Source organism: Tateyamaria sp. 7Alg 36, assembly GCF_059882455.1.
The window spans coordinates 1,590,838-1,612,377 of sequence record NZ_CM187613.1 but is presented as its reverse complement, the minus strand read 5'-3'; the positions used below and the strand labels follow the sequence as shown (position 1 = coordinate 1,612,377).

Genomic DNA, 21,540 nt, shown 5'->3' with positions numbered 1-21,540 from the left:
AGGGAGGGACGAAACATGGGTCAGGAAAAACCGTGGGACAAGTATTTTTCGCAAGAAGCCAGACAGTTTGACGCCAACCAGATGTCGGAAAAAACGCTGCCCGACATGTTCGAGCGGGCCGTGGCGGCATATGGCGACAAACCGGCGCTGACGACCATTCTGCCCACGGGCGCAGAAACCACCGTCACCTATAATGAACTGAAATCCCATGCCGAGGATTTCGCCACCTATCTGCGCGAAGATCTGAAATTGTCCGCGGGTGATACCGTGGCGATCATGGCGCCCAACTGTATCGGGTTCTGTGTAGCCTCGCTCGGGATTGCGCTGGCGGGCTGTGTCGGGACCAACGTGAACCCGCTATATACGCCCAGCGAGCTTGAGCATCAGTTGAACGACAGCAACGCCAAGGCCATCGTCATCATCAACCTGTTTGGCGACAAACTGGACCAGATCATTGCCAATACAGGTGTGAAACATGTCGTGGTCATGTCGATCGCGGATTACTTTCCTTTCCTGAAAAAGACGCTGCTGAACTTTGTGCTGAAACGGGTGCGCAAGGTTGTGCCGGAAATGAAAACCGCGTTCACCAAGATGCCGGATGCGCTGGCCAAGGGGCGCAAGCGGGCAGGAACGCGGAATGTTCGAGCCTATTGGGCGGGCACGACGCCGCAATCCGTCGCGCTGTATCAATACACCAGCGGCACCACGGGGCGCAGCAAGGGCGCGGCGCTGTCGCACCATGCGATCCTGACTAATGCGGAACAGGGGCGCTTGATGGCCGCTGACATTCTGCATGAGGGGCAGGAAACCACGCTCGTTGCGCTGCCGCTTTACCACATCACGGCGTTTTCGCTGATCTTCATCTCGGCCCTGTCGATCGGGGCGCATGCGGTTCTCGCGCCCAGCCCGCGCCCGCCGTCCAACCTGAAAGCCGCGTTCGAGAAGTACCAGATCACGTGGTTCACCGGCATCAACACGCTGTTCGCGGGCCTGATGGCCGAGCCGTGGTTCGACCGCAAACTTTTCTCCTCTATCCGGTTCTGCGGATCCGGCGGGGCTGCGCAGCAAACTGGCGTGGCGCAGAAATGGCAGGACGCGACCGGCGTCGAAATCCTCCAAGGCTATGGGATGACCGAAGTGTCCGGCATCCTGACCTTCAATCCGCCCGCGCATAACAAGTTCGGCAAGGTCGGTGTGCCCGTGCCAGGGGCCGAGGTGCGGATCGTGAATGACGCGGGCAAGGATGTCCCGCTGGGTGAGCAGGGCGAGGTCATCGCACGCAGTCCGGCCTTGATGCAGGAATATCTGAACAATCCCGATGCCACCAATGATGTCCTGAAGGACGGTTGGTATTACTCTGGCGATATCGGGGTGATGGATGCCGACGGCAATCTTGAGATTGTGGACCGCAAGAAGGACATGATCCTTGTCTCGGGCTTTAACGTCGCCCCGAACGAGATCGAGGATACGATTTCGACTCTGCCGGGAGTGGTGCAGGTCGGCGTGGTGGGCGTGGCGGATGAAAAGACCGGCGAGACGCCGGTGGCCTTTATCGTGCGCGCTGACGACAGCCTGACCAAAGAGATGGTCGAAGCCGCTTGCCGCGAGAAACTGACCAATTACAAGATCCCAAAAGACATCCGTTTCGTCGACGAAGTGCCAGTTACACTATCGGGAAAAGTGCTGCGCCGACAGTTGCGGGACGAACATTTCGGGTAAGGCGCGGGCCTAGTGCAGGGCGGGCAGGGGCAAGTTTTCACCTGAACGCCCTTGGCCTAGCGGCATAAAACCTCTAAGTGAGCCATTAATAGGCCGTCTGTGATTCGCAGCCGGCCTATTATTTCGTCCGAGACGGTGGGTGATCGGGATATGCCGGTCATAATTCCTACCCGAGACGGGAAGAGACATTCCAGCCTGGTGTGTTCCAGGCTTTGGGCTGCGACGACCCGTAAGGACCCGATTGCCGCGCACTCTTTGTGCGGTGAAAACGAGCCGGAGGGGTCCGCCCCTCCTATAATTGGAGTGAAACTGTGGATAGAGCCCAGAAAGAGAAAGTGGTCGAGGAACTCGGCCAGATCTTTGAAAGCTCTGGCGTCGTTGTGGTTGCCCACTACGCCGGTCTGACAGTTGCCGAAATGCAAGACCTGCGTGCCCGTGCACGCGACAACGGGTCGAGCGTTCGTGTTGCCAAAAACAGGCTCGCCAAAATCGCCCTGGATGGGAAGCCCTGCGAAAGCATCGCCGACTATCTGACGGGTATGACCGTTCTGACCTATTCCGAAGACCCTGTGGCAGCCGCCAAAGTGTCCGAGGACTTCGCCAAGGAAAACGACAAGTTCGTCATCCTTGGTGGTGCAATGGGAGAGAACGCTCTGGACCGTGCCGGTGTTACGGCTGTGTCGAAGATGCCTTCGCGCGAGGAGCTTATCAGCACCATCGCAGGCATGCTTGGCGCACCTGCAAGCAACATCGCCGGGGCCATTGGCGCACCTGCAAGCAACATTGCGTCCATCTTGTCCACGATCGAGGACAAGGCGGCAGCGTAAGCAAACGTCTGAGCGGCGTGTGAAAATCTCACGCGTTGGAACACATTAATCGAAACGGAAAGAGCTGATAAAATGGCTGATCTGAAAAAACTGGCAGAAGACATCGTTGGTCTGACCCTGCTGGAAGCACAAGAACTGAAAACGATCCTCAAGGACGAATACGGCATTGAGCCTGCAGCCGGTGGCGCAGTCATGATGGCGGGTCCTGCTGACGGTGCTGGCGCCGCAGAGGAAGAAAAAACAGAATTCGACGTCGTCCTGAAAAACGCAGGCGCATCGAAAATCAACGTCATCAAAGAAGTCCGCGGCATCACAGGTCTTGGCCTGAAAGAAGCCAAAGACCTGGTCGAAGCCGGTGGCAAGATCAAAGAAGGCGTCGACAAAGCCGAAGCCGAAGACATCAAAGGCAAGCTGGAAGCAGCTGGCGCCGAGGTCGAACTGGCCTAAGTCCCGCTTGGGACGGGGGCGGTTTCCGGCATCGGAAATCGGTAGGGGAAACGCCACGTTTCCCGCGCCCCCTTGAAAACACTGGGCTGGATGCGCATATCGCGTGTCCGGCCCGACCCGTCTTGGCAAGGGCTTTTCCTGAAAGTCTTTTCCAAGATGCGGTTTTAACGGTCGGGAGGCCACCGGTGGGACGGTGGCCGTGAATTGACCTGAGATCCATCCTCTCGAAGGGGCAGCATGCCGTAGCCCGACGGTATCGCAGCACCCAGAGAAATGCTGAAAGGTGACTTAGCTTATGGCGCAATCGTTCCTTGGCCAGAAACGTCTTCGTAAATATTATGGCAAAATCCGTGAAGTTCTGGATATGCCGAACCTCATCGAGGTTCAAAAATCCTCTTATGACCTGTTCCTGAATTCCGGCGACGCAGAGACCCCAACGGATGGCGATGGCATCCAGGGCGTGTTCCAATCCGTCTTTCCGATCAAGGACTTCAATGAAACTTCCGTTCTGGAATACGTCAAGTACGAGCTGGAAAAGCCCAAGTACGACGTCGAGGAATGTCAGCAACGTGACATGACCTACAGCGCGCCTTTGAAGGTGACGCTGCGTCTGATCGTGTTTGATGTCGATGAAGACACAGGCGCAAAATCGGTCAAAGACATCAAGGAACAAGACGTGTTCATGGGCGACATGCCCCTGATGACCCCGAACGGGACGTTCATCGTGAACGGCACCGAGCGTGTGATCGTTTCCCAGATGCACCGTTCGCCCGGCGTGTTCTTTGATCACGACAAAGGCAAAACGCACTCTTCCGGTAAACTGCTGTTTGCCTGCCGCATCATTCCCTATCGCGGCAGCTGGCTCGACTTTGAATTCGACGCAAAAGACATCGTGTTCTGCCGCATCGACCGTCGCCGCAAACTGCCTGTTACCACGCTTCTGTACGCTCTTGGTCTGGACCAAGAGGCGATCATGGATGCCTATTACAACACCGTCACGTTCAAGCTGGAGAAGAACAAGGGCTGGGTTACACCATTCTTCCCCGAGCGTGTGCGCGGCACGCGTCCGACCTATGATCTGGTCGACGCCGCCACAGGCGAGATCATTGCCGAAGCTGGCAAGAAGGTCACACCACGTGCCGTCAAGAAACTGATCGACGAAGGCAAGGTCTCGGACCTGCTGGTCCCTTACGAGCACATCGTGGGCAAATTCGTCGCCAAGGACATCATCAACGAAGAAAACGGCGCGATCTACGTCGAAGCCGGTGATGAGCTGACCCTTGAGTACGACAAGGACGGCACGCTGATCGGTGGTACCGTGAAGGAACTGGTTGATGCCGGCATCACCGAGATTCCTGTTCTGGACATCGACAACGTCAATGTCGGCCCCTACATGCGCAACACCATGGCGAACGACAAGAACATGAATCGCGAAACCGCGCTCATGGATATCTATCGCGTTATGCGTCCGGGCGAACCGCCCACCGTGGATGCGGCGTCGGCGCTGTTCGACACGCTGTTCTTTGACAGCGAACGCTATGACCTGTCCGCCGTTGGCCGTGTGAAGATGAACATGCGTCTGGCACTGGATGCCGAAGACACGCAGCGCACCCTGCGCCGCGAAGACATCGTTTCCTGCATCAAGGCCCTCGTGGAACTACGCGACGGCAAGGGCGACATCGACGACATCGACCACCTCGGCAACCGTCGTGTGCGTTCGGTCGGCGAACTGATGGAAAACCAGTACCGCGTCGGTCTGCTCCGTATGGAGCGCGCGATCAAAGAGCGTATGTCCAGCGTCGAAATCGACACTGTGATGCCGCAGGATCTGATCAACGCGAAACCGGCAGCGGCGGCTGTGCGTGAATTCTTCGGCTCTTCGCAGCTGTCGCAGTTCATGGACCAAACCAACCCGCTGTCCGAAGTGACGCACAAGCGTCGCCTGTCGGCCCTTGGGCCAGGCGGTCTGACACGCGAGCGTGCGGGCTTTGAAGTGCGCGACGTTCACCCGACCCATTATGGCCGGATGTGTCCGATTGAAACGCCCGAAGGTCCGAACATTGGTCTGATCAACTCGCTGGCCACATTTGCCCGCGTGAACAAGTACGGCTTTATCGAAACGCCATACCGCGTTGTGACCGATGGTCAGGTGACAGACGAAGTCCACTACATGTCGGCCACCGAAGAGATGCGTCACACTGTGGCGCAGGCCAACGCGTCGCTGGATGCAAACGGTCGCTTCAACAACGAAATGGTCAACACACGTAAATCGGGCGACTACACCTTGTCCCCCGTCGAAAGCGTGGACCTGATCGACGTTAGCCCGAAACAGTTGGTTTCGGTCGCTGCCTCGTTGATCCCGTTCCTTGAAAACGACGACGCCAACCGCGCCCTCATGGGGTCGAACATGCAACGTCAGGCGGTTCCGCTGCTTCAAGCCGAGGCGCCGCTGGTCGGCACCGGCATCGAAGAAGTGGTTGCGCGCGACTCCGGTGCGGCCATCATGGCCAAACGCGCCGGTATCATCGACCAAGTTGACGCGACACGGATCGTGATCCGCGCCACGCATGACCTCGAACTGGGCGATGCGGGCGTTGATATCTACCGCATGCGCAAATTCCAGCGTTCGAACCAGAACACCTGCATCAACCAGCGTCCGCTGGTGAAAGTGGGCGACACGGTTCAGAAGGGCGAAGTGATTGCTGACGGTCCAAGCACCGATATGGGTGAACTGGCCCTTGGTAAGAACGTGGTCGTCGCGTTCATGCCGTGGAACGGTTACAACTACGAAGACTCGATCCTGATCTCGGAACGTGTCAGCCGTGATGACGTCTTTACCTCGATCCACATCGAGGAATTCGAAGTCGCCGCACGTGACACGAAACTCGGCCCAGAGGAAATCACACGCGACATCCCCAACGTGGGCGAAGAAGCGCTGCGTAACCTCGACGAAGCGGGCATCGTTTACATCGGTGCCGACGTTGAGCCGGGCGATATCCTTGTTGGTAAGATCACCCCCAAGGGCGAAAGCCCGATGACGCCGGAAGAAAAGCTTCTGCGCGCCATCTTCGGTGAGAAAGCCAGCGACGTGCGTGACACATCCCTGCGCGTGAAACCCGGTGACTTCGGTACTGTGGTGGAAGTGCGTGTGTTCAACCGTCACGGCGTTGAAAAGGACGAACGTGCCCTGCAGATCGAGCGTGAGGAAGTCGAACGCCTTGCCCGTGACCGCGACGACGAATTGGCCATTCTTGACCGCAACATCTATGCCCGTCTGGGCGACATGCTGCTGGGCAAGGAAATCGCCAAGGGTCCGAAAGGTCTGAAAGCTGGCGCGACAGTCGATGCCGACACGCTCGAAGCCTATCCACGTTCCGCATGGTGGCAGATTGCCCTGAAGGACGAACAGTCCGCTCAGGTCGTCGAAGCCTTGAACGAGCAGTACGAGGCGCAAAAGCGTGCCTTGGATGCCCGTTTCGAGGACAAGGTCGAAAAAGTCCGTCGCGGCGACGATCTGCCCCCGGGTGTGATGAAAATGGTCAAAGTGTTCGTGGCGGTGAAGCGCAAGCTGCAACCGGGCGACAAGATGGCCGGTCGTCACGGCAACAAAGGTGTTATTTCCAAGGTTGTTCCCATGGAAGACATGCCGTTCCTTGCGGACGGTACGCCGGTTGACTTCTGTCTGAACCCGCTGGGCGTTCCATCGCGGATGAACGTCGGTCAGATCCTCGAAACCCACATGGGTTGGGCCGCACGCGGTCTGGGTCTGAACGTTGACGAGGCGCTGCAGGAATATAAACGCTCCGGCGATCTGACCCCTGTGCGTGAGGCGATGAGCCTCGCATATGGCGACGATGTCTACGAAGAAGGCATTGCTGGCATGGATGAGGATCAGCTGGTCGAAGCGGCTGGCAACGTGTCGCGCGGTGTTCCAATCGCCACGCCCGTCTTTGACGGTGCGAAAGAGGCGGATGTGAACAATGCGCTGGAACGTGCGGGCTTCTCGACTTCCGGTCAGTCGGTACTGTTTGACGGTCGTACGGGCGAGCAGTTCAGCCGCCCCGTCACGGTCGGCATCAAGTACCTGCTGAAACTGCACCACCTTGTGGACGACAAGATTCACGCGCGTTCGACCGGACCATACTCGCTCGTCACACAGCAGCCGCTGGGTGGTAAGGCGCAGTTCGGTGGTCAGCGCTTTGGTGAGATGGAAGTCTGGGCTCTGGAAGCTTACGGCGCCGCTTACACCCTGCAGGAAATGCTGACGGTGAAATCGGATGACGTGGCAGGCCGGACGAAGGTCTATGAAAGCATCGTGAAAGGTGAGGACAACTTTGAAGCCGGCGTGCCGGAATCCTTCAACGTTCTCGTCAAAGAGGTCCGCGGTTTGGGCCTCAACATGGAACTCCTGGACGCCGAGGAAGACGAATAACGGACCAAATAAGGCGCACTTCGGTGCGCCTTATCCGACGTTTCCCTTTGCCTCCCTTTCAAGGATTTGAAAATGAACCAGGAACTTACAAACAACCCGTTCAACCCGCTGACGCCGCCAAAGGTCTTTGACGAAATCAAGGTCTCGCTGGCATCGCCCGAACGGATCCTCTCGTGGTCTTTTGGCGAGATCAAGAAGCCCGAGACCATCAACTACCGGACCTTCAAGCCCGAGCGTGACGGCCTGTTCTGTGCGCGTATCTTTGGCCCGATCAAAGATTACGAATGCCTGTGCGGTAAATACAAACGCATGAAATATCGCGGCGTTGTCTGCGAAAAATGCGGTGTGGAGGTCACGCTGCAAAAAGTCCGCCGCGAGCGGATGGGCCACATTGAACTGGCCGCGCCCGTTGCACACATCTGGTTCCTGAAATCGCTGCCATCCCGCATCGGCCTGATGCTGGACATGACGCTGCGCGATCTGGAACGTGTTCTGTACTTTGAAAACTACGTCGTGACCGAACCCGGTCTGACAGATCTGTCCTATGGCCAGATGCTGAGCGAAGAAGAGTACATGGACGCGCAGGATGCGTTCGGCATGGACGCCTTCACCGCCAATATCGGTGCCGAAGCCATCCGCGAGATGCTGAGCCAGATCGACCTTGAGGCCGAAGCAGAAACCCTGCGCGCCGACCTCAAAGAAGCGACAGGCGAGTTGAAGCCCAAGAAAATCATCAAGCGCCTGAAGGTGGTTGAGTCCTTCCTTGAATCCGGCAACCGCCCCGAGTGGATGGTTTTGACAGTGATCCCCGTGATCCCGCCAGAACTGCGCCCGCTGGTGCCGCTGGATGGTGGCCGTTTCGCGACGTCCGACCTCAACGACCTCTACCGTCGTGTGATCAACCGGAACAACCGTCTGAAGCGTCTGATCGAACTGCGTGCGCCCGACATCATCGTGCGTAACGAAAAGCGGATGTTGCAGGAATCTGTGGATGCGCTGTTCGACAACGGCCGCCGTGGCCGCGTGATCACCGGTGCCAACAAGCGTCCGCTGAAATCGCTGTCCGACATGCTGAAAGGCAAGCAAGGCCGCTTCCGTCAGAACCTTTTGGGTAAGCGCGTCGACTTCTCGGGCCGTTCGGTCATCGTGACCGGTCCGGAGCTGAAGCTGCACCAATGTGGTCTGCCCAAAAAGATGGCGCTGGAGCTGTTCAAGCCGTTCATCTATTCGCGTCTTGAAGCAAAGGGCCTGTCCTCGACCGTCAAGCAAGCCAAGAAGCTGGTGGAGAAAGAGCGTCCCGAAGTTTGGGATATTCTGGATGAAGTCATCCGCGAACACCCTGTCATGCTGAACCGTGCGCCGACGCTGCACCGTTTGGGCATTCAGGCGTTCGAACCTGTCCTGATCGAAGGCAAAGCGATCCAGCTGCACCCGCTGGTCTGTTCTGCCTTCAACGCCGACTTTGACGGTGACCAGATGGCCGTGCACGTCCCGCTGAGCCTTGAGGCACAGCTGGAAGCGCGCGTTCTGATGATGTCGACGAACAACGTTCTGTCGCCTGCAAACGGCGCGCCGATCATCGTTCCGTCGCAGGATATGATCTTGGGCCTCTACTATGTCACGCTGGAACGCGAAGGCCTGAAAGGCCAAGGCATGGTGTTCGGCTCGATCGAGGAAGTTCAGCACGCGCTGGACGCTGGCGTTGTGCACCTGCACACCAAGATCAAGGCACGTCTGCCCCAGATCAACGCCGAAGGCCTTGAGGTCATGGAACGCTTTGACACGACACCTGGTCGTGTACTGCTGGGCGCGCTTCTGCCGCTCAACAACAAGGCACCGTTCGAACTGGTCAACCGTCTGCTGCGTAAGAAAGAAGTGCAGCAGGTCATCGACACCGTCTACCGTTATTGCGGTCAGAAAGAGTCGGTTATCTTCTGTGACCAGATCATGACCATGGGCTTCCGCCACGCGTTCAAGGCCGGCATCTCGTTCGGCAAGGACGACATGCTGATCCCAGAATCCAAATGGCCCATCGTGGACGAAACCCGCGAACAGGTTAAGGATTTCGAACAGCAGTATATGGACGGCCTGATCACCCAAGGTGAGAAGTACAACAAGGTTGTCGATGCATGGTCGAAGTGTAACGACAAGGTGACGGACGCGATGATGGGGTCGATCTCGGCCGCTCAGGTTGACGCGGACGGGTCCGAACGTGAACCGAACTCGGTTTACATGATGGCCCACTCCGGTGCCCGTGGTTCGGTGACACAGATGAAACAGCTCGGCGGGATGCGCGGCCTGATGGCCAAGCCGAACGGCGACATCATCGAAACGCCGATCATCTCGAACTTCAAGGAAGGTCTGACCGTTCTTGAATACTTCAACTCGACACACGGCGCGCGGAAAGGTCTGTCCGATACCGCTCTGAAAACGGCGAACTCGGGTTACCTGACACGTCGTCTGGTGGACGTTGCACAGGACTGCATCGTGCGGGACCGCGACTGCGGCACCGACATGGCGATCACAGCCGAAGCTGCGGTGAACGACGGCGAAGTCGTCTCGTCGCTGGCAGAACGTGTGCTGGGCCGTGTCACAGCCGAGGACGTGATGAAGCCGGGCACAGACGAAGTGCTGATCGCAAACGGCACGCTGATCGACGAACGTATGGCGGATTCGGTTGACGAATTCGCGGTGCAGTCGATGCGCATCCGTTCGCCTCTGACCTGTGAGGCCGAAGAAGGCGTCTGCGCGACCTGCTACGGTCGTGACCTTGCACGCGGTACAATGGTCAACACTGGCGAGGCTGTCGGCATCATCGCGGCACAGTCCATCGGTGAACCCGGTACACAGCTGACGATGCGGACGTTCCACATCGGCGGCGTTGCCCAAGGTGGCCAGCAGTCGTTCCTCGAAGCGTCCCAAGAAGGCAAGATCGTCTTCCAGAACGCCCAGACGCTGGAAAACTCCAGCGGCCAGACACTTGTCATGGGCCGGAACATGAAGCTGGTGATCCAGGACGAGAACGGCGAAGAGCGCGCAAGCCACAAGCTGGGCTACGGTACGACATTGTTCGTCACCGAAGGTCAGGATGTGAAACGCGGCGACAAACTGTTCGAGTGGGATCCCTACACCCTGCCGATTATTGCCGAGAAATCGGGTACAGCCAAATTCGTCGATCTGGTCAGCGGCATCGCCGTGCGTGACGAGACCGACGATGCGACCGGTATGACACAGAAGATCGTGATCGACTGGCGCTCGGCAGCCCGTGGCAACGAGCTGAAGCCGGAAATCATTCTGGTGGGCGAAGACGGCGAGCCGGTCCGCAACGATGCGGGTAACCCAGTGACCTATCCGATGTCTGTTGATGCGGTTCTGTCGATCGAAGAAGGCCAAGCGGTTGTCGCTGGTGACGTTGTTGCGCGTATCCCGCGTGAAGGCGCCAAGACCAAGGACATTACCGGTGGTCTGCCACGTGTGGCCGAACTCTTTGAGGCACGTCGCCCCAAGGACCACGCCATCATCGCGGAAATCGACGGCTATGTGCGGTTCGGCAAGGACTACAAGAACAAGCGCCGTATCGCGATCGAGCCCAGCGACGAGTCGATGGAGAAGGTCGAGTACATGGTGCCCAAGGGCAAACACATCCCAGTGGCCGAGGGCGATTTCGTCCAGAAGGGCGACTACATCATGGATGGTAACCCTGCACCGCACGACATCCTTGCCATTATGGGTGTCGAGGCGCTGGCCGACTACATGATCGACGAAGTGCAGGACGTGTATCGACTGCAAGGTGTGAAGATCAACGACAAGCACATCGAAGTCATCGTGCGTCAGATGCTCCAGAAATGGGAAATCAGCGACAGCGGCGACACCACGTTGCTCAAGGGCGAACATGTGGACAAACAGGAATTCGACGCGGCAAACGCCAAAGCCGTCTCGAAAAAGGGCCGCCCCGCACAGGGCGAACCGATCCTGCTTGGTATCACCAAAGCGTCTTTGCAGACACGTTCGTTCATCTCGGCGGCGTCCTTCCAAGAAACCACCCGCGTTCTGACCGAAGCATCGGTTCAGGGCAAAAAAGACAAGCTGGTGGGCCTCAAGGAAAACGTCATCGTGGGCCGTCTGATCCCAGCAGGGACAGGTGGGGCAACCCAAGCCGTGCGCAAGATTGCCTCCGAGCGCGACAATGTCGTGATCGAAGCGCGCCGCGAAGAAGCCGAAGCCGCCGCCGCACTGGCCGCGCCTACGGCAGACGATGTGGTGGGTGGCGATGTGTTCAACACGGTCATCGACACGTCCGAGGAAAGCCGCGACTAAACGTTGCGATCTAACTGAGAAATTAGAAAACCCCGCCCATGTGGCGGGGTTTTTTATTGCGTCCCGAATACGGTGCGAGGAGTTGCGCAGAATGCGATATCGGCCAATTGCATAACGTGCGGCGCAGTTTGATTACGCAATAATCGGCGTAGGCGACAGATCGTGGATCGGCGATTGCCATAGGTTGCAAGCCTGCTGCGCAATTGCACCACAGCCACGCCGAATTGACCCCACGGCAAATGAATTCTCGCAGCCGGCAAAAAATCGCCTACCGTGCGGGAAAGGTATTTTCATTTAGGCTCCACAATCATGAAACACGCGCTCTTCGGTTCACTGTTCATTAGTCTCTCCGCCGCAATGTCCGCGCAGGCGCAAACAGTTGTCACCGGCAACTTCGATGATCCGGAGTTTCAGCAATGCCAGTCGCCGACCTGCAACTATGCCCAATTTGTTTTGCGGCCCTATGAACTGACGGTAACGGGGCAAGCCCCGTTTTCGCTTCTGTTCGAGCGGGCCTCGGCGCAGAACGTCGGTGTCATTATCGTCCCGGGTGAGTTCGTCGACGTACCTTCGGACACCATTCCTCTGACATATTTTCAGCAATGGCGCGAAAACAATCCGGCCGAGGATTACACGGCGGCCGTGCCGCCTGAGGGCGAATACACCCTTGTCCTGTTTTTTGAAGATGGTTTGACCTTCTTGCCCGGTTCCCTGGATTACAGCGTAACGCTTGGCGGCGCATTCTTTGGCTGGGGTCCATCGACACAGGAACAACTTGACGAACTAGCGGCGGTCTTTTCGCAAGGTGGACGCTATTCCTTGAAAATCGCGAACGCCAATATCCATGACGTCGTGCAGCGCAGCATCGCCAAGCGTAAGGCACCCAAGGTCCAGACGGACGAGACCGCATCCCTTATGGGCGACGTGAATGCGTGGGTCCGTCTGTCGGCCATCAGCGCGGACAGTAACACGCGCGATTTTGATACGCAGATGCTCCAGTTCGGTGCGGACGTTGCGATCGGTACGTCGATCGTCGCCGGTCTTGCCGTGGGCGTGGGCGATTTGAACGCGGAAACCACGGGCTTTTCCTATGAGGGGTCACAGACGCTGGTGCAGCCCTATATCGGCTGGACCCACGGCACATGGCGCGGGTCGGCGTCGCTGGTATACGGCGACATCGGCTATGGCACCATCACCTCGGGGTCGGGCGCAGCCACGGCCGAAGGGGAAATGTATGCCCTGACCGCAAACGTTTCGCGCGACTTTGCGCTTAGTGAAACTGTGACCCTGACGCCCTTCTTTGGCATCGAGGCAGGCGAGACCAAGCTGACCGCGACGACCGGATCGCTTGCAACCGCGGGCCTGAACGACAAGGTCGACTTTACCGAGACGCGGTTCGGGGCAGTGATGTCCGCAGCACTTGGCGGCGGCGTGCTGACCATGGGGGCCAGTGCCAACTACTTTGACACAGACGCGCCGACGGTCCTGACCTCGGGCCAGTATGACGACACAGGGTGGAGCGGCAGCACACAGTTCGGCTATTCCATCGGGCTGGGCGGCAACACGGTTCTGGACACCAACATCCAAGTGGGCGGCATTGGCACCGGCACGATCAGCTATTCGGGCGCGTTGCAGGTGTCGATGACCTTTTAAGGGGTCGTCACTCCGGCACCCAGTCGGCGCGCGTCATCCCGATGAACGTGTTGCCGACGCCCCCTGCCACGTTGCGATCCACGATGTCGCGCAATGTGGCTGTGCTGGCGATTGTGTCCCACCCTTCGGCGGAGAACGTGCTGGGCTTGTAGACGTTCTTGGACAGCAGCGGATTGGTCAGCGCCTGACTGAACGCATCAAGGGCGACAAACATCAGCACAAGGTTGGGTAGCGGGCTGTTGGCCACGCGATCCTCGCAGAACAAGCCGACATGGAAATCCACCTCGCGCGGGTGGGTGTAATGTTTGGCAAGTAGGGCCGCCACATCGGGGTCCGAACTGATATCGTCAAATCCCGTGGGGCGAGGTTGGCCCAGATAGGCGCAATAGTCCGAGAAGCTGGCCAGATGGCAGGCGCGGTCCTGATGGATCGACGCCCGTTCCACATGCAGCAACGGCTTGGCCGTATTGCGCGGCCCCAACTCGCCTGCGGGGGTGGTACTGATGTCGCGAAAACCTGCAAGCAACCCTGCATCGGTCAGCAGCTTGGTGTTCATGAAGGTTGAGGCGAGATCGTGTTCGGTGCCGTCCCAAGTGATCCGGTCGGGGATCAACGCGTGCCAGCGATAGAGCAGGCTGAATTCCGTGGTGATCCAGTTCGGCTTGTTCCACGCGGCCTCCCACGCGACGGATGCATCGGTGCGCAGACCAAAGGGCAGGGGCGAGATGTGGTTGATGTAATCCTCGATCATCACCTTGATGAACAGCACGATGATCGTGTTGCGCGTGGTTTCGAAGATGCGGGTGTCGTCCCAGTCTGGATGGGCCGCCTCGATCCTGCCTGCGACGCGGTTGTGTTCGCGCAGGAACAGCGTGTTGATCATTGCCACCTGCGGGACCGAGTTCACCCGATCCCCGCCCACGGCAAACAGGGTCGCCTTGCGCGCCTCGTCCAGATCGCTTTGCCCCAAGGGCGGGTCCAGCGCGACAAAGTCGGGGTCCACTTTGCCATCGCGGTAATAGTAGGGGGGGTATTCCTCGTTGTTGATGATCTGGCTGCGCAGGCGCCCTCTCTGTCCCTTGGTGTCCGCGCCTAGGCGCAGTGCGTTTGTCTGCGCGTAGCTGCGCCCGTAGAGCGTACAGAGGTCGATTTCATGGTTGGACGTGTTGCGCCGGAACCGCGATGCGGGGTCGTCGCCCCGTGCGGTCATCCCGTCGGATTCCGTGCGCAGGAACCCGTCGGTCAGATACTGCGCAAAGGCCGGAAACAGGCAGGTCGATTTCGGGCACATCCGTTGCTGTCCGTCGGGCCGTTCGAACAGGTCGAGAAGGGCGTCGATTTCCGGTGCATTGCCGCGACGTTGCGGGGGCAGGTGCCGACCGCTCCACCGCCTGTCGGTCAACCCGCGCCATGAGACATAGTCGTGCACGGTGCTCAGCGGGTGAGGGCGGGGGCGTGCGCGCCGGATGGTGCGGTTGATCGCCCAGCGGTTGGCGATGCGGGCCAAGGGGGGGATCGCCTCGATAATGCCGAACAGTTTTTTCTTGGTGGAATAGGACAGGAAGGACATGAAATAGACCTCGCAAAATGGATTTTGAAATGGCGCCAGTGTGCCGCAACAACCTGCGGTTGGCTACATTTACCTTTGCGGGCGGTTTGGTCGGACCAATACGCACCCCACTGGCGTGCCGCTCCGCGCTGCGCTAGCGTCCCGCGACATGACCTCGGGAAAGTTGTGACTTATGTCTCCCAATACCACGGGTGCGCTGCTGATGATGGCCTCTATGGCGGCTTTCACCTTCAATGATGCGCTGATCAAGATGACGGACGGGGCGGTGCCCTTGATGCAGATGCTGTTCCTGCGCGGAGTACTGGCGACCACGGTGATCTATGCGCTGGCCCGTCGTCTGGGGGCACTGCGGCTGGACGTGTCGCGCGCCGACTGGGGCGTGATCGGCATCCGGTCGGTCGCAGATGCGGCGGCGGCGTTCTTCTTTGTCACGGCGCTGCTGAACCTGCCCTTGGCAAACGTGACGGCGATCTTGCAGGTGCTGCCCCTGACGGTCGCCATCGGCGCTGCACTGGTGTTCCGCGAGCCGCTGGGCTGGAAGCGTATGTCGGCCATTCTGCTAGGGTTCATGGGGATGCTTTTGATCGTGCGCCCGGGGCCGGAGGGGTTCAACCTTTGGACAGGCTATGCGCTGCTGGCTGTGATCTGCGTCACGGTGCGCGATCTGGCCACGCGCCGTCTGTCGGCGCAGGTGCCGTCGATGATGGTGACCTTTGTGGGGGCTGCGGTAATCACGCTCTGCGCAGGCCTGTTTTCGACCACCGAAGAGTGGGTGCCGATCACTCCGCGCCTTGGCCTGCTGATCGGGGGCGCGGCGCTGTGCATCATTGGCGCCTATTTCTTTTCGGTGCAGGTGATGCGGGTGGGCGATATCAGCTTTGTCGCGCCGTTCCGTTATACCGGCCTGATCTGGGCGCTGTTGCTGGGATGGTTGGTCTTTGGCGACTGGCCCACGGGGCTGACCCTGATCGGGGCTTGCGTGGTGGTCGGTACGGGCCTGTTCACCCTGTACCGCGAAGGGCGCGTCAAGCGCGCGAGAACACGTCCCGTACTGCGTTGATGTCCACCGCGAACCGGTCGAGGAACAGGTTCTCTTGCTTGGCGGTCAGTGGTTCCACTGGCCAATCCTTCACCTTTTTCTGGCGGCTATCGTTATAGCCGTTATGGGTGCGCACGAACATATCGGGATCGGAATAGGTCACACAGGGCATGAACTGGGGCAGACGTTCATGCATGAAGTTGTGGATCGTGATCGGGCAATTGCCCTGAATGTGGACCCCTAGGGCCGAGACATAGAACGCGCGGTAAATCTGCGTCGCCGAGATACCTTCCGCACCGACTTCGGCGATGTAGCCTTGGTTCCAGTCAAAGGCGACGGTCTTGTGCTTGGCCACCAGCGTCGCAGAGTCTGCTGCTGCCTGCCGCAGCTTTTCGATGAAGTCCACGGCGCAGGCATCGTCGTCATCATGTCGGAACTGGATGCAGGGGCTCGACGGATCACGCCGCGCCTCGTTCAGTACCATCTTGCTCATCTCGCGGCTGTTATGCGGCGCATGTGCGAGGATCTGCACCTGCTTGAGGTCGCTTGTCAGGTCATGCAGCCGGTCGCGGTGCTTTTTCGGGAATTGATCGCCGATCAGAATCAGCAGATCGAAATCCTGATCGGTTTGCGCGCGCAGACAGGGCAGGGCCATGGTTTCGAGCAGTCGGAACCGTTCTTCCAGCCGGTCCTCGGCCCACAGATAGTCCATCCGTTCCTCGATGGTTTCATGTCCAACCTGAAAACCACCGATGGCGGGATAGGAAAATCGGCAAAGTCCAAGCACCTGCATTATGAAAGCCCTGTCATTCTGGCGGGAAGTGTTGCAAAGACCATGCCGTGATGCTGGGGGGCGGCGCAAGCCACTAGCTGTGTTGACAGCACCTGCGACTCCCCCTATACGCCCGCTATCTCGGGACGGGTTTACCCCCGAAACCGAAATCAGAACCGAAGTGGACACGATCCGGCCCCTGCATTGGCCCGATCCTCTGGAAACCCACCGCGTCGCCCCTCACGGGAGCGATAGCGGTTTTTGCGCTTTCGTGGACGCACGGGAGTAGAGAATTGAAACCGCGGGGATGACCCGCATGACACATGTGTTGATGAGACGGGGAACATACCTGCAATGCCAACGATCCAACAGCTGATCCGCAAGCCGCGCCAGCCTAAAGTAAAACGCTCGAAGTCGCTCCACCTTGAGGGCAACCCGCAAAAACGGGGCGTATGTACGCGCGTTTATACAACGACACCTAAAAAGCCGAACTCGGCCATGCGGAAAGTCGCCAAAGTGCGTCTGACCAACGGCTTCGAGGTCATCAGCTATATTCCCGGTGAAAGCCACAACCTTCAGGAGCACTCTGTTGTCCTGATCCGTGGCGGCCGTGTGAAAGACCTTCCCGGTGTGCGCTATCACATCCTGCGCGGCGTCCTGGATACCCAAGGCGTCAAAGACCGTAAGCAACGCCGTTCGAAATACGGCGCCAAGCGCCCCAAATAAGAAGGAGAGCAGCAGATGTCACGTCGTCACGCCGCCGAAAAACGCGAAGTCCTGCCAGACGCCAAGTATGGCGATAAGGTACTGACCAAGTTTATGAACAACCTGATGGTCGATGGTAAGAAATCGACAGCAGAGCGCATCGTTTACAACGCGTTCGATCGGGTCGAAAGCAAGATCAAGCGCGCCCCTGTGGAAGTGTTCCACGAAGCGCTCGACAACATCAAACCGTCCGTCGAAGTTCGTTCGCGTCGCGTCGGTGGTGCCACCTACCAGGTGCCCGTCGAAGTCCGCCCCGAGCGCCGTGAGGCACTGGCCATCCGCTGGTTGATCACTGCATCGCGCAAGCGCAACGAGAACACGATGGAAGAGCGCCTCGCAGGCGAGCTGATGGACGCAGTACAGTCCCGCGGCACCGCTGTGAAAAAGCGCGAAGACACACACAAGATGGCCGACGCCAACAAAGCGTTCAGCCATTACCGTTGGTAAACCAGACACCCTGAGGACCATATCCCATGGCACGCGATTATCCGCTCGAACGCTACCGTAACTTTGGCATCATGGCACACATTGATGCCGGCAAAACCACGTGTTCGGAACGCATCCTGTTCTACACGGGCAAGTCCCACAACATCGGTGAGGTGCATGATGGCGCCGCGACGATGGACTGGATGGAGCAGGAACAAGAGCGTGGGATCACCATCACCTCTGCTGCGACAACCACGTTCTGGCAGCGTCAGGAAGAGCCAACCGCCGATGCGACATCCGACACCAAGTACCGGATGAACATCATCGACACCCCCGGCCACGTTGACTTCACTATTGAAGTTGAGCGTTCGCTGGCGGTTCTCGACGGTGCGGTTGCTGTTCTCGACGCCAACGCCGGTGTCGAACCACAAACCGAAACCGTTTGGCGTCAGGCCGACCGGTACAAAGTTCCACGCATCGTGTTCGTCAACAAGATGGACAAGATCGGCGCGGACTTCTTCAACTGCGTTAAGATGATCAAGGACCGCACAGGTGCCACACCTGCGCCCATCCAGATTCCAATCGGTGCAGAAACCGAACTGGAAGGCATGGTTGACCTCGTCACCATGAAGGAATGGGTCTGGGCCGGTGAAGACCTCGGCGCATCCTGGGAACAACGCGAAATCCGTGACAGCCTCAAAGAGTCTGCTGCTGAATGGCGCGCCCACCTGATCGAAACCGCCGTCGAAATGGATGATGACGCGATGGAAGCGTACCTGATGGAAGGCACAGAGCCCGACGTCGACACGCTGCGCAAGCTGATCCGCAAGGGTACGCTGGGCATCAAGTTCATCCCCGTTCTCTGTGGCTCCGCGTTCAAGAACAAAGGCGTACAGCCTCTGCTGAACGCTGTGATCGACTATCTGCCCAGCCCGCTGGACGTTGTAGATTACATGGGCTTCAAACCCGGTGACGAGACCGAGACACGTAACATCGCCCGCCGCGCGGACGACAACATGGCGTTCTCCGGCCTTGCGTTCAAAATCATGAACGACCCATTCGTCGGCTCGCTGACCTTTACCCGCATCTACTCGGGCGTCCTGAACAAAGGCGACACGCTTTTGAACGCGACAAAAGGCAAGAAAGAGCGCGTCGGTCGTATGATGATGATGCACTCGATCAACCGCGAGGAAATCACCGAAGCGTTTGCGGGCGATATTATCGCGCTGGCAGGCCTGAAAGACACCACAACAGGTGACACACTGTCCGCAGTGAACGATCCCGTGGTTCTGGAAACGATGAACTTCCCCGATCCAGTTATCGAGATCGCTGTCGAGCCAAAGACAAAGGCCGACCAGGAAAAGATGTCCCAAGGTCTGGCCCGTCTGGCCGCCGAGGATCCATCCTTCCGCGTCGAAACCGATCTGGAATCCGGCCAGACCATCATGAAGGGCATGGGCGAACTTCACCTCGATATTCTCGTGGATCGTCTGAAGCGTGAATTCAAGGTCGAAGCCAACATCGGTGCGCCTCAGGTGGCATACCGTGAGACCATCGGTCACGAAGTCGAGCACACATACACCCACAAGAAACAGTCGGGTGGTTCGGGTCAGTTCGCCGAAGTCAAACTCATCATCTCGCCGACAGAGCCAGGCGAAGGCTACTCCTTCGAGAGCCGCATCGTTGGTGGTGCTGTTCCCAAGGAATACATCCCTGGCGTCGAAAAAGGCATCAAATCGGTTATGGACAGCGGCCCATTGGCTGGCTTCCCCGTGATCGACTTCAAGGTTGCCCTGATCGACGGTAAGTTCCACGATGTTGACTCGTCCGTTCTGGCCTTCGAAATCGCTGCTCGTATGGGCATGCGCGAAGGCATGAAGAAGGCCGGCGCGAAGATGCTGGAACCCATCATGAAGGTCGAAGTCGTGACGCCAGAAGAGTACACCGGTGGTATCATCGGCGACCTCACATCGCGTCGCGGTCAGGTTCAAGGTCAGGATACACGCGGCAACGCGATTGCGATCGACGCCTTTGTGCCACTGGCCAACATGTTCGGCTACATCAACACGCTGCGGTCGATGTCTTCGGGTCGTGCGAACTTCACCATGCAGTTCGATCACTACGAAGCTGTGCCACAGAACATCAGCGACGAAATTCAAGCGAAATTCGCGTGATCTCAGCGGTGGGCAATCTGCCCACCCTACCAACCCCGTAGGGTGGGCGTTCATGCCCACCGCGACCAAGTAAAAGAGGAGCCAACACCATGGCAAAGGCAAAGTTTGAACGCACGAAACCGCACGTTAACATTGGCACGATTGGCCACGTTGACCACGGCAAGACCACGCTGACAGCGGCGATCACGAAGTATTTCGGCGACTTCCAGGCGTATGACCAGATTGACGGCGCGCCCGAAGAGAAAGCCCGCGGGATCACCATTTCGACAGCGCACGTTGAGTACGAGACAGAGACCCGTCACTACGCCCACGTCGACTGCCCCGGCCACGCTGACTATGTGAAGAACATGATCACCGGTGCGGCGCAGATGGACGGCGCGATCCTGGTTGTGAACGCAGCCGATGGCCCGATGCCCCAAACGCGCGAGCACATCCTGCTGGGCCGTCAGGTTGGCATCCCGACCATGGTTGTCTACATGAACAAAGTTGACCAGGTTGACGACGAAGAGCTGCTCGAGCTGGTGGAAATGGAAATCCGCGAGCTGCTGTCCTCTTACGAGTACCCAGGCGACGACATCCCCGTCATCCCCGGTTCGGCTCTGGCCGCGATGGAAGGCAACAAGCCAGAAATCGGCGAAGAGTCCATCCGCAAGCTGATGGCTGCCGTTGACGAGTACATCCCGACACCAGAGCGTGCGGTTGACCAGCCGTTCCTGATGCCCGTCGAAGACGTGTTCTCGATCTCGGGTCGTGGTACCGTTGTGACCGGTCGTGTCGAGCGTGGCGTGATCAACGTTGGCGACGAGATCGAAATCGTCGGCATCAAGGACACACAGAAAACGACCTGCACAGGCGTTGAAATGTTCCGCAAGCTGCTGGACCGCGGTGAAGCGGGCGACAACATCGGCGCCCTGCTGCGCGGTATCGACCGTGAAGCGGTCGAGCGTGGTCAGGTTCTCTGCAAGCCAGGTTCCGTGAACCCACACACCAAGTTCGAAGCTGAAGCCTACATCCTGACCAAAGAAGAAGGTGGCCGTCACACGCCATTCTTCGCGAACTACCGCCCACAGTTCTACTTCCGTACAACGGACGTGACAGGCACAGTTCAACTGGCAGAAGGCACAGAAATGGTCATGCCAGGCGACAACGTGTCGTTCGGCGTTGAACTGATCGCACCGATCGCGATGGAGCAGGGCTTGCGCTTCGCGATCCGCGAAGGCGGCCGCACCGTTGGCGCGGGCGTTGTGTCGAAAATCAACGAGTAAGGCTGCGGAGGCGCCCTGAAAAGGGCGCCTTTCTCGGCAATCGTGCGGTTGAAGCTGTTTCAGCCGGACAACAATAAAATGACGCGATGAGGGGTGTCGATGCGCGATGCTCCTCCTCTCCGTTGAAAGACCCT

At 58.5% G+C, this 21,540-nt stretch carries 13 protein-coding genes; 11 read left to right on the top strand and 2 right to left on the bottom strand.

Annotated features, from left to right (window positions below; translation table 11 throughout):
* The first annotated feature begins 15 nt into the window (after positions 1–15).
* The 6 genes from AC6GQJ_RS07835 to AC6GQJ_RS07810 all read left to right on the top strand — a co-directional run bounded on the left by AC6GQJ_RS07835 (position 16) and on the right by AC6GQJ_RS07810 (position 13,395).
* Entirely contained in the window at positions 16–1,719 is a 1,704-nt protein-coding gene (locus tag AC6GQJ_RS07835) for an AMP-binding protein (RefSeq protein ID WP_500773444.1), read from the top strand.
* Between the two features lie 311 nt (positions 1,720–2,030).
* Complete coding sequence (gene rplJ / locus AC6GQJ_RS07830; protein WP_500773442.1) at positions 2,031–2,546, top strand: 50S ribosomal protein L10; 516 nt, start codon at positions 2,031–2,033, stop codon at positions 2,544–2,546.
* Positions 2,547–2,618: 72 nt separating this feature from the next.
* Entirely contained in the window at positions 2,619–2,993 is a 375-nt protein-coding gene (gene rplL, locus AC6GQJ_RS07825) for a 50S ribosomal protein L7/L12 (protein WP_500773440.1), read from the top strand.
* Positions 2,994–3,288: 295 nt separating this feature from the next.
* On the top strand, positions 3,289–7,425 hold the full coding sequence (gene rpoB, locus AC6GQJ_RS07820; protein ID WP_500773438.1) for a DNA-directed RNA polymerase subunit beta: 4,137 nt from the start codon (positions 3,289–3,291) through the stop codon (positions 7,423–7,425).
* 72 nt (positions 7,426–7,497) lie between these two features.
* Entirely contained in the window at positions 7,498–11,742 is a 4,245-nt protein-coding gene (gene rpoC / locus AC6GQJ_RS07815; protein WP_500773436.1) for a DNA-directed RNA polymerase subunit beta', read from the top strand.
* 309 nt (positions 11,743–12,051) lie between these two features.
* The gene (locus AC6GQJ_RS07810; RefSeq protein WP_500773434.1) at positions 12,052–13,395 is read left to right on the top strand and encodes an autotransporter outer membrane beta-barrel domain-containing protein; all 1,344 of its coding nucleotides are present in this window, start codon (positions 12,052–12,054) and stop codon (positions 13,393–13,395) included.
* A gap of 7 nt (positions 13,396–13,402) precedes the next feature.
* On the opposite strand, the gene AC6GQJ_RS07805 is transcribed toward AC6GQJ_RS07810, so the two are convergent.
* Positions 13,403–14,965: a peroxidase family protein gene (locus tag AC6GQJ_RS07805; RefSeq protein ID WP_500773432.1), complete on the bottom strand. Its 1,563-nt coding sequence runs from the start codon at positions 14,963–14,965 to the stop codon at positions 13,403–13,405.
* Positions 14,966–15,137: 172 nt separating this feature from the next.
* Between AC6GQJ_RS07805 and AC6GQJ_RS07800 the strand changes: the two genes are divergently transcribed.
* A complete protein-coding gene (locus AC6GQJ_RS07800; RefSeq protein ID WP_500773430.1) occupies positions 15,138–16,025 on the top strand; it encodes a DMT family transporter in 888 nt (295 codons plus the stop codon).
* Here the strand turns inward: AC6GQJ_RS07800 and AC6GQJ_RS07795 are convergent.
* A complete protein-coding gene (locus tag AC6GQJ_RS07795) occupies positions 15,991–16,797 on the bottom strand; it encodes a putative rhamnosyl transferase (protein WP_500773428.1) in 807 nt (268 codons plus the stop codon). The two genes, AC6GQJ_RS07800 and AC6GQJ_RS07795, sit on opposite strands and share 35 nt — an antisense overlap.
* Before the next feature lie 333 nt (positions 16,798–17,130).
* On the opposite strand from AC6GQJ_RS07795, the gene rpsL reads away from it, so the two are divergent.
* From rpsL to tuf, 4 genes are all read left to right on the top strand, one after another.
* Entirely contained in the window at positions 17,131–17,502 is a 372-nt protein-coding gene (rpsL, locus tag AC6GQJ_RS07790; RefSeq protein WP_024809820.1) for a 30S ribosomal protein S12, read from the top strand.
* Positions 17,503–17,517: 15 nt separating this feature from the next.
* Entirely contained in the window at positions 17,518–17,988 is a 471-nt protein-coding gene (gene rpsG / locus AC6GQJ_RS07785) for a 30S ribosomal protein S7 (RefSeq protein ID WP_500773426.1), read from the top strand.
* Positions 17,989–18,014: 26 nt separating this feature from the next.
* The gene (gene fusA, locus AC6GQJ_RS07780; protein WP_500773424.1) at positions 18,015–20,141 is read left to right on the top strand and encodes an elongation factor G; all 2,127 of its coding nucleotides are present in this window, start codon (positions 18,015–18,017) and stop codon (positions 20,139–20,141) included.
* A gap of 89 nt (positions 20,142–20,230) precedes the next feature.
* Positions 20,231–21,406, top strand: a complete 1,176-nt coding sequence (gene tuf, locus AC6GQJ_RS07775) for an elongation factor Tu (protein WP_500773422.1) — start codon at positions 20,231–20,233, stop codon at positions 21,404–21,406.
* Positions 21,407–21,540 lie beyond the last annotated feature (134 nt).